At 55.7% G+C, this 9,466-nt stretch carries 7 protein-coding genes; 4 read left to right on the forward strand and 3 right to left on the reverse strand.

The features are described 5' to 3' along the window. Window positions 1-87: 87 nt before the first annotated feature. Window positions 88-1,386 (reverse strand): Gfo/Idh/MocA family protein, encoded by a 1,299-nt coding sequence (locus VGE80_RS14875; protein ID WP_440593210.1) that lies wholly within the window; start codon window positions 1,384-1,386, stop codon window positions 88-90. Window positions 1,387-1,910: 524 nt separating this feature from the next. Here VGE80_RS14875 and VGE80_RS14880 point away from each other — a divergent pair. Both VGE80_RS14880 and hisS read left to right on the forward strand, forming a co-directional pair. Further along, on the forward strand, window positions 1,911-2,354 hold the full coding sequence (locus VGE80_RS14880) for a YkgJ family cysteine cluster protein (RefSeq protein WP_373650913.1): 444 nt from the start codon (window positions 1,911-1,913) through the stop codon (window positions 2,352-2,354). A 216-nt stretch (window positions 2,355-2,570) separates the two neighbouring features. Next, complete coding sequence (hisS, locus tag VGE80_RS14885) at window positions 2,571-3,887, forward strand: histidine--tRNA ligase (protein WP_440593211.1); 1,317 nt, start codon at window positions 2,571-2,573, stop codon at window positions 3,885-3,887. Window positions 3,888-4,051: 164 nt separating this feature from the next. Here the strand turns inward: hisS and VGE80_RS14890 are convergent, their stop codons facing one another. Continuing rightward, on the reverse strand, window positions 4,052-5,389 hold the full coding sequence (locus VGE80_RS14890; RefSeq protein ID WP_373650912.1) for a PP2C family protein-serine/threonine phosphatase: 1,338 nt from the start codon (window positions 5,387-5,389) through the stop codon (window positions 4,052-4,054). Window positions 5,390-6,007: 618 nt separating this feature from the next. Here VGE80_RS14890 and VGE80_RS14895 point away from each other — a divergent pair. Then, complete coding sequence (locus VGE80_RS14895) at window positions 6,008-6,364, forward strand: hypothetical protein (RefSeq protein ID WP_373650911.1); 357 nt, start codon at window positions 6,008-6,010, stop codon at window positions 6,362-6,364. A 68-nt stretch (window positions 6,365-6,432) separates the two neighbouring features. On the opposite strand, the gene VGE80_RS14900 is transcribed toward VGE80_RS14895, so the two are convergent. After that, window positions 6,433-7,974: a hypothetical protein gene (locus VGE80_RS14900; protein ID WP_373650910.1), complete on the reverse strand. Its 1,542-nt coding sequence runs from the start codon at window positions 7,972-7,974 to the stop codon at window positions 6,433-6,435. A 720-nt stretch (window positions 7,975-8,694) separates the two neighbouring features. On the opposite strand from VGE80_RS14900, the gene VGE80_RS14905 reads away from it, so the two are divergent. Continuing rightward, window positions 8,695-9,466, forward strand: a 772-nt coding sequence (locus VGE80_RS14905) for an efflux RND transporter periplasmic adaptor subunit (RefSeq protein WP_440593212.1), incomplete at its 3' end; no start/stop codon positions are given.

Below are 9,466 nucleotides of genomic sequence, written 5' to 3' on the forward strand. Positions count from 1 at the left end.
TGGCGACCTTAAACAAAAAGCTGCGTGATCAACCGTGACCACGCAGCTTCTCAATTCTTCCTTTGCCGCCGTCCAGATCAGATCAGATCAGATGAACGGAGTGACGCCGGGCCGAGCCAGCGGTGGTACGTCCACTTTAGTATCCCAGCCGGTGATTTCGGGGATGAGCACTTGTTTCGAGTTGAGTGCCATCTCCCAGGTCACCTGCTTACCGGTGTAGCCTGCCATGCGCCCCATGATCCCAGCCAGCGTGCTGGTCACCAGCCGGTCGCCATTGTTGATGTGCTTTCCGGTTCGGATCGAATCGAAAAATTCATCGTGCTCGACCTGGTACATGTTGGAATTAGGACCACTGTACTTCCAGGGATTGGCGCCGGTGATTTCCACGCCCCCCTTGATGTAGGCAGAACCCTTCGTTCCCATCACGTGCAGGCTGTTTTCGTTATGGCAGCCGGCGATCTGCCGCTGTGCCATAAACCCGCGAGCTCCGTTGGCCCATTCGTAGTTGACTTCGATATGGTCGAAGATGTTACCACCATGAGCGGGAACCTGGCGTCCACCGACCGCCGTACAGCTCATCGGGGCTTCGTCCTTCATCGCCCATTGCAGCCAGTCCACCGTATGAATCGCCTGTTCAACCAGTCCGTCCCCCGACAGGAACGTGAAGTTATACCAGTTGCGAACCATCCACTCCAAGTCGGTGATGCCTTCTGGCCGTGTGCTGGCGGGTGGCATCGGCTTGACAGGGCTGGTGAGGTAGGTCCCGTAGACCGCGAGGACATCACCGATCTGTCCATCGTGGATTCGCTGGAAAAGCTCGCGCCGTGCGTAATCATAGCGCCAGCAGAAACCGGCGACGACCGCCAGGTTCTTTTCTTTGGCGATGCGAACCGACTCCATCACCGATCGCACGCCCGGGGCATCGGTCGCCATGGGCTTTTCGGTGAAAATATGCTTGCCTGCTTCGACCGCGGCACGCAGATGAGCGGGGCGGAAACCTGGTGGCGAGGCGAGCAAAACCACATCGCACGTTTCGATGACGTTCTTGTAGGCGTCCAGACCGACAAATTTGTGCGCATCGTCGACCGCAACCTGCTGCTCGATTCGCTTGTTGACCTTGAGATTGCCGAGGCTGGCTTCGATCGCGTCTTTGCTGAGGTCCGCAACAGCGACAAGCTTCGATTGGGAATCGGCCTGCAGAGCCTCACCGGCCGCACCCGTTCCGCGACCACCACAGCCGACCAGACCGACCTTCAGCTGGTCACTTCCCGCGGCAAACAGACCGGAATTGAGTCCAAGGTTCATTCCCAGGGCTCCAGCCACTGCTGTGCTTCCCTTGAGGAAGCTCCGTCGCGACGTTGATCCCGTCGAAAATTGATCGCTCATCGAATGCTCTTTCCAAAATTTTCCGAAATCACAAACCACATTCCGCCATCGCGGAAATGGCAATTCACTTGATCTGGCGCCAACAGGTACGCAATTCAAGAAGCACCGCAACGAATGCTACAACATCGATTACGCTCGATGCGAGCAATCTGTCGGAGTTTTTTCGGTAATCACCACCTGAGTGGAAACTGAACTCAGCAAGTCCTGATGATCACTTACAAACCGTTCGATTCCTCAAAACAACGCGAAATGCGGTACCGGACTGCGTTCAATATTGCCGGTCCGCCAGCTCAAACAGGACAGAGACTCGCTAACTTGCAGTGCCGACAGTTGTTTCGCAGCAGGTGCACGCGCCGACAGGGAATAGGGTTCAACACGTTCAGTCCCGACGCAATTTCGCACTCATCAATTCTTGTTCTCGACTTGGATTTCTGATCGATACCATCGATTTCATCGACCAGCTACACTGATTTCTCAAGTCCCGGGAGAAATGAGACTCTTGGGTTGTTTGAAGAGGATCAACCATGCCGAAAGTGAAAGTCCGTCGCAGCGATCTAAAACCGGGCGAGGTGCTGTGCACATATTGCACTGCACGCTGCTGCCGGTATTTCGCGTTACCCATCGAAACCCCGACGACCTGGGAGGACTTCGATCACATGCGTTGGTACGTCATGCACGGACGGACCGCGATCTTCGTCGATGGGGGAACCTGGTATCTGCTCGTCTACGGAGACTGCCAGAACCTGCTTCCTGACCAGCGCTGCGGAATCTATCACACGCGCCCCGAAATCTGCCGGGCGTACTCCACCGACAACTGCGAGTATGACAACAACGGGTGCTACGACAAATACTTCGAATCCCCCGATCAGTTGTGGGAATATGCAGAAGCGGTTCTTCCTCCGAAACCGCAGCCTCGCAAGAAAGCCGGAGTGCCGGACCTGCCCACACTTCCGGTCCTCAGTACTTAGGTTCGGGGTCTGTAAAGCCGCAAGCCGTCACGTGGTGGCACCGGTCAGCCCACTCCCGATTCCGCCTTCGTCTCAGCCGGCGGGTTGCATTATTCCCCAGTAGAATCCGAATTGATGACCTGCATGGTCGAGAGACATTGATTCGTCCAATCAGCAAGACCATCCCCTCGGTTACCCTGTCCTCGTCGTCAGACGCTACATTGAATGGAAGCCACCGTGTCCCAATTGATTGAACCACGTACCCTGCGAGGATTCCGCGATTTTCTGCCTGAAGTCATGCTGGTACGCGAACGGCTGATGGAAACGGCCCGGCGTGTCTTTCGCAGCTACGGCTTCAGCCCGATCGATACTCCTGCCCTCGAATATGCCGAGATCCTGACGGGAAAGGGGGGGGAAGAATCCGATAAACAGCTCTTCCGCTTCAAAGACGGGGGAGATCGAGACGTCGCCATGCGGTTCGACCTGACCGTCCCCCTGGCGCGCTTCGCCGCTCAACATTCCTCGACGCTGGGGACTCCCTTCAAGCGTTACCACATTGCGCCTGTCTGGCGTGGAGAGAACACCCAGCGAGGTCGTTACCGCGAATTCGTCCAGTGTGACTTCGACACGATCGGCACCGATTCCAACGCGGCAGACATCGAGACCCTGCTAGTGATCCATGACCTGCTCGTGGCACTCGGCTTTGAACGATTTACGATTCGCGTCAACAACCGTCTCATTCTGAACGGCGTTCTCGCCGCGTTGGGTCTGACTGACAAGACGGTCGGAGTGCTGCGAGCGATCGACAAACTGCCGAAGATTGGACAGGACAATGTGATCGCGGAAATGGTCGAGAAGGTGGGAACCACTCCCGATCAGGCAAAGCAGGTGCTCTTGACGGTCGGGCCGCAGACTGACTTGGCGTTCCTGGCCACCACCTATGCAGACAACGAACAGGTCATGCAGGGTGTGAAACGGCTCCGTCAGCTCTTCGATGCCGCCGCAACGGCTGGAATTCCCCAGGATCGAATCGCGCTGGATGTCTCCATCGCTCGGGGTCTGGATTATTATACCGGGACCATCTACGAAACTTTCCTGACCGATCTCCCTTCGATTGGCAGCATCTGCTCCGGGGGGCGCTACGACAATCTGGCGGGACTGTTCACCAAGGAACGTCTCCCCGGGGTTGGTGCCAGCCTGGGACTGGATCGCCTGATCGCCGCGATGGAGGAACTCAAACTCCTGGGAACGCAGACGACACCCGCTCCTGTCCTGATCACGCAGTTTGATGATGAACGACTGGGAGACTATCTGCGAGTTGCACGCCTGCTGCGGGCCGCTGGCATTAGTACCGAAGTTTATCCGGAAACGAAAAAACTCGGAAAGCAGCTTCAATACGCGGATAAAAAAGGATTCCGGGTTGCTCTGATTGCCGGATCCGATGAGTTCGCCAAAGGAGTCTGGCAGATCAAGGATCTCAAAGCGGGAACATCGACCACGGTCGAAGAAAGCAACCTCATCAAATCCCTTCAGTCAATCCTCTCTGCCACATAGTCGTCGAGGAAACGTCCAGGCGTCACGAATTGCAATCGCAACCCCGGTTGAGTTGCTCCCACAACAACCGGGTTGCGCTACGGATGACAGTTGACTGGATCCGATCCGCAACCGAATTGAAGAGCCGCAACATTGCGAGTGAGCTGATAGGGTCACTTTCCAAGTCAGGTTGCATCCTTAATCGTCGAGATCGAAGGACCGCTCCCTTTTTTCGGCCGCTGTTCCTTGAGCTGCAGTTTTCTCTGCTGTTGAATCGCTGCCATCAACAAGTCAAACAGTCGCCCGTACTCGACCAGTGCCCGGGTAAAGAGTCGCTTCTCTACCGCATCGCGTGCTCGACGAAAGGCTTCTTCGTAACTGGGCCAGTCGACGGGCCAGTGGTCTTCAATCGCAGCCTGCTGGAGATCCGCTTCGAGGTGCGTGATCTGTTCTACGAACGCATCCGTTATGCGCGCGGGTGCTTCACGATAGGGCCTCCGATCCACGGCCGAATTCGGGGCGTAGTCAGATCCGTTTTTGAAATGGCGACTGCGATGCCACGTCCAGTAAGCAATCCCCGCCAGCGCGGCAGTTGCGAGGATGGCCCCTCCTTGTAACCGCCGCTCTTTATCCAGCTCAAAGAAATAAAGACCCACGAGGAACAGCGCGGCGAACACGCACATCAGGGCAAACCCACCCCAGCTCAGCCCTTCAAACCGGGAAGGGGGCACAGGTCGTTCATAGACAACATCCACACCCTCGGGGAGATCCCCGGTATGGACGATGATCACAGTGATGTTATCCGGGCCACCGCGCAGGTTGGAGAGGTTGACGAGCAGCCGACAGGCTTCGTTCGGGGGAACTGTCCCCGCGATCATCCCGATTTCGGAATCGCTGAGCAGACCGGAAAGTCCATCAGAGCAAAGCAGGAAGATGTCCCCTGGCTCAACTGGAAATGGACCCTCGATATCGACATCGACGGTTGGCTCAGGACCAAGTGATCGCGTGATGACGTTTCGGGGACAAAGCCTCTCTGCATCTTTCTGGTTCAGCTTGCGAGACTGAATCATCTCCCAGAGCAGACTATGGTCCGAGGTTAACTGGTCGATCTGCGAATTGCGTATCCGATAGACTCGGCTGTCCCCGACATGCCCGATGATGGCCCCTTGCGGACAAAGGACCAGTGTGGAACAGGTGGTCCCCATCCGCATGAAATCATGGTTTTGCGAACCACGCTCATTGATGACGTCGTTGGCTTCTTCAATCGCGATTTTCAGAGCGACTGCGGGAGGCCGTCCCCGCAATTTGGCAAACATGTGAGGAATCGTATCGGTGGCGATCTTGCTGGCCAGTTCCCCGACAGCATGGCCCCCCATTCCGTCAGCCACGACGAAAAGATGCCCACCTTCTTCCCATTCCTCTTTGAGCGAACACAGGGCCACCGCGCAGGAATCCTGGTTATTCTTACGCCGAAAACCGATGTCGGTTTGCGCCGCATAACGGACTCGTTGCTCCCAGAGCATGATGAACCCTAATCGTGGAACGCTCGCATCTTCAATTTGATCCCCGTCCCGCCAGCGATTGCTCGACAAACCGGGGGTTGTACTGCCATCGGTTTCCGCCCACGGGTCCCTGACGCCTCATGGCTCCCATACCGGCCAGGACTCTGCGGTAAAACACCCATATCCGACTGACCTCACTCCCTCGAAGTGATCGGAATCGCAGGACTGTCCGTCCCGGTGACGTTCATATCCCAACCAGCTGAACAGTTGTGTGGCAATTCGTAAATCGTAGCATCCCTGACGCTTCAACGAAACTGCTTATTCAGAGAATTGAAGGAGCCGTAATGCCAGTCTTGCCCATTCCTCCCAACCGTTGGAAGTTCCCAGGACCTTTCCGAGATGCACTCAAATTGGATGATCGCTGATTGCGGCACCTGGGCCCGTCACCAGATCGACCTACGCATTGAGGAAACATAGTCCTGAAACCCCTGCGGCACTGCCTCTTGCAATCTCACGTCGATCGGAAAGGCTGGATTTATTACAGTATCTCGTTCGTTGTCCGAATTAAGCAATATTCCCCGAGGAGAACTCTGCGTGGGCCCATCTCACCCAACACGTTCTCAACAGGAGCGGCGAGCGTTGAATCCGTCGTCATCGAAGTCCGTGGTCATCAATCGCAATCTGGTCGGGGTGATCGCGATTGTCATGCTGGTGGGCGCAGGGATCCTCTGGGTATTCACCGGGACTCAGAACATCTGGACCGGTGCCTGCTTAAAAGTCGGCTTGGTGATGGGCGCATTGTGGATGGCCTTGCCGGCGATTGCTCGAAACCGAAGCCTGGGCGAAGCCTCCTGGTTCACCGTCATCGCGTTCGTCGGACTGGCGCTCCTGCTGACGGGTAAGCGAGTCGACATTCGAATCATCATCCCTTTGCTGGCAGGAATTGCCATCGCGACGTTGATCCTTCGACCAAGGCCAAAAACTCGTCATAAGTAATCTCGACGAGACCTCTACCGGAGAGATTCCGAAAAGGTACTTCCCTGGGCGATCTGCAACGTCGTAATTCAGTTTCCCGGTTGCGCGTCGCTTTCAGCCGGTCCGACAGATCTGACTTCACGAAGTGTCACTTGAACTTCGCCGGAATTGTCGAAAAACGAGTTCCAGTCATCGTTCAGACGCAAGTAGAAGGTTCCCGTGACGGGTGCCTGAAACGTCCGCTGATTTCCGATCCGGATGATCTGCAGCATCGCGTCGTCAGATCCTCCGGCAGGCCCAGTTTCGGTCCGAAGACATCCCACCAGCGTTCCCATCGGCAGGCCATCAACGTACCGGAATGAAATTCCCTGCGGGTCACTTTCCCACGCCCGGGTATCTCCGGTCGCCGATTTCAGCGTGAATCGTCCTGTCGCTGATACCTCGTACGTCTTTCCCGCTTCGAGGAGAACACGACTGGACTGCCAGCCACGTTGTGCACTGATTGAGATCGAGGCCTCTGGACGACTCAAAGACAGGGGTTCCCCCGGCTGGAAACCAATCGCCGCATGCTCGAAGTCGTATCCGTATCGTGCATGAATCAGAAACAGTTGCCACCCCGTAGCCAGCTCGCGGTCCTCGTCCGGAAACGAGTTACGGAATTCTTGCTCGAACTTTCCACCCCGTGTCGCCTGCCCCAGCTTCTGGAATTGATTTCGGTACCGCGGCGTCCCATCGAGAAAGGCACACAGCGCCCAGGACCAGGCGTAGGGATCAGCGGTCTTAAACACCGCCGGCTCGAGTGACGCGATCGACGAAATCGGCGGAGTCAACTTTGTCGCGACGTCACGCCGAATGATCCCCAATCGTCCGAAGCCTGCAAATTCGCGAGCTGAAGTCGGCATGACACGAAACTGCGCCCCTGAGTCCCCGATACGGTGAGTGGCAAAGTATTCCGCCATTCCTTCCATGTACCAGAGGGGTGCATCCACGTCTGGCATGTAATTCATGAAACAGTGTGTTGCCTCGTGCAGCACGAGATGACGCCGGTAATAGTCGAGATCCTGATCGCGGACCCAAAACTCATTTCTTCGCTGCACGCCATGGTCGAAAGTGAATTCCTCAGGCAACAGTCCCTGACTTCGAAATAATTCCAGATCGTTCACCAGGTAACCGGTCATCTGGAATGATGTTCCCTGCCGATCGGGAGGTAACGGGCCGAAGTACTGCTCCAGCTCATCGTAAAGTTGGTCCACAAGCTGCGGCAGAGGCTCGGCTTCTGCCGCAGGAACATCCGTAAAGAGCTTCAACCTTTTTGACTCAAACAGGTGGATGCCTGCCTGTGCCAAGCTGGCTTCGTCATGCTGAGGCCTGCGATCGTCGGGGCGAACCAGAAGCTCCGATGGCCCATTCAATGCGACCGGGGAGAGATGTTCCTCTCCGAGGATATCGTCCGCTGTTTTCGTCGATGGTTCAGTCGCCGTTGTTTTCGCCGGAATTTCTTCCGCGGGGGGAGCGGCTAACGCTCTCGGCATCTCTACAGGAGATTGAGGCGAACCTTCCTGCTGACAGCCGACCAGTCCGGAGAGAGTCAACATCCCACAACAGAGGAGCATCAGCAGATCACGAACCATTCGGTGAATCCAAGTTGCTTGCATAGGGATTTACACTCGTGCCGACACTGTCACCCTGCGGCAATCCTGTTGCTGAGCCAGTGATACTACGATCGGAATCCGCCCACGTTCACTTCCCCGGGCTGAGTCTGCACCAATTTCAGCTCAGGTCCAGTATCGAGCAATCCGTCATTCTCGACGAGATCTAAAGCTGACCTGGGGTTCATCTCCATTCGACGAACCTCATACGCCGCTGGGCACAAGCAGCAGTCCAACAATGCATCCGCCTCAATGCTATCACCTCCTGTCTCCATCGACATAGACGAAGCGGAGCCCCTGGATTCTCCCGGTATTCAGAGCCCACCTCGAACATCGGGCGATAAGACGTCGTCGCTCGCTTGATTGATTCTCACACAGCCTTTCTGTCTCAGATGGGCAGGAAAAAGCGAGAAAAAACTCGAAGAAATCGCAACACTTTTTACCATAGAGTGTTAACGAGAAGATATATGCCTCTCCGGCAATTTCGAAAGATCCAAAATCGATTGTCATCCGTTCCCATTGTTACAGTTCCTTCAGGTCGGATTGCAGGCGGCACAAACATTGCTTAACCTGTTGTAAGGTGAGGTTCTCCGAGTTCGGGCAAAACAGAGAAGACATTTCGACTTGTTTTTCTGTTTGCAGGAGCCGGCGAATTTCGCCAGATCGCAGATGACTCTTACGTTCCCGAGGAGTTCGAATAAAGTGTCTGATGAATTGGCGCACAAAAAGGGGGCAGACCCCAAACCAGAGACTCTTTTCCAACGGGTTTGGGGCGGAGCACGATATATCGGCACGTTGCTCATTTTGCTGGCAGTGGCATACTACGGACACAGCACGCACTGGTCATTCGGCTACGGCGCTCACGCCGCTCCTCACAGCGAGCACGAGGAAGCTGAGGTTCGGGAAAAACTGGAAACGAAAGAAGACGCCGAAGAATGGCAAGTTTCTTTCCCTTCGGAAAAATCTCTTCAGCAATCCGGGATCAAAACTGTTCCCATTGAGCAGCGTACCGTTACCGAGAAGGTTAAGACGACTGGCGTTATCACTTATGACGAGAGGATGTTCGCCGCTCTTTCGTCTCGCGTCTCGGGGACAGTCTGGCGGGTGCTCAAACAGCCTGGCGACACGATCCGCAAAGGTGATGTGCTGGTCGTCATTGACGCCGTTGAGGTTGGACGTGCCAAAGCGGAGTTTTTCAGCGACCTGGTCGATGTGGAATCCAAGGCCGAGATTCTCGCAGCACTGGAAAAGGCCTCTGCATCGGTCCCAGAGCGACAAATTCGCGAAGCGCGGGTCAACCTGCGAGAAGCGAAAATTCGACTGCAGGACACCGAACAAACCTTGATCAATATGGGTTTTGCCCTGAAGAAGGAAGACTTCGAAGGCCTCAAAGATACAGAGCGTTCTGCCAAGTTGCACTTCCTGGGCCTGCCTGAGTCGATCGCCAAAAGTCTTGATCCGTCCCAGACGACAA

This window comes from Schlesneria sp., from assembly GCF_036405755.1.
GTDB lineage: Bacteria > Planctomycetota > Planctomycetia > Planctomycetales > Planctomycetaceae > Schlesneria > Schlesneria sphaerica.

Coding starts and splice junctions, on each gene's coding strand:
- VGE80_RS14875 (WP_440593210.1), bottom strand. CDS start 1,386: ATGAGCGATCAATTTTCGACGGGATCAACGTCGCGACGGAGCTTCCTC.
- VGE80_RS14880 (WP_373650913.1), top strand. CDS start 1,911: ATGCCGAAAGTGAAAGTCCGTCGCAGCGATCTAAAACCGGGCGAGGTG.
- VGE80_RS14890 (WP_373650912.1), bottom strand. CDS start 5,389: ATGCTCTGGGAGCAACGAGTCCGTTATGCGGCGCAAACCGACATCGGT.
- VGE80_RS14900 (WP_373650910.1), bottom strand. CDS start 7,974: ATGGTTCGTGATCTGCTGATGCTCCTCTGTTGTGGGATGTTGACTCTC.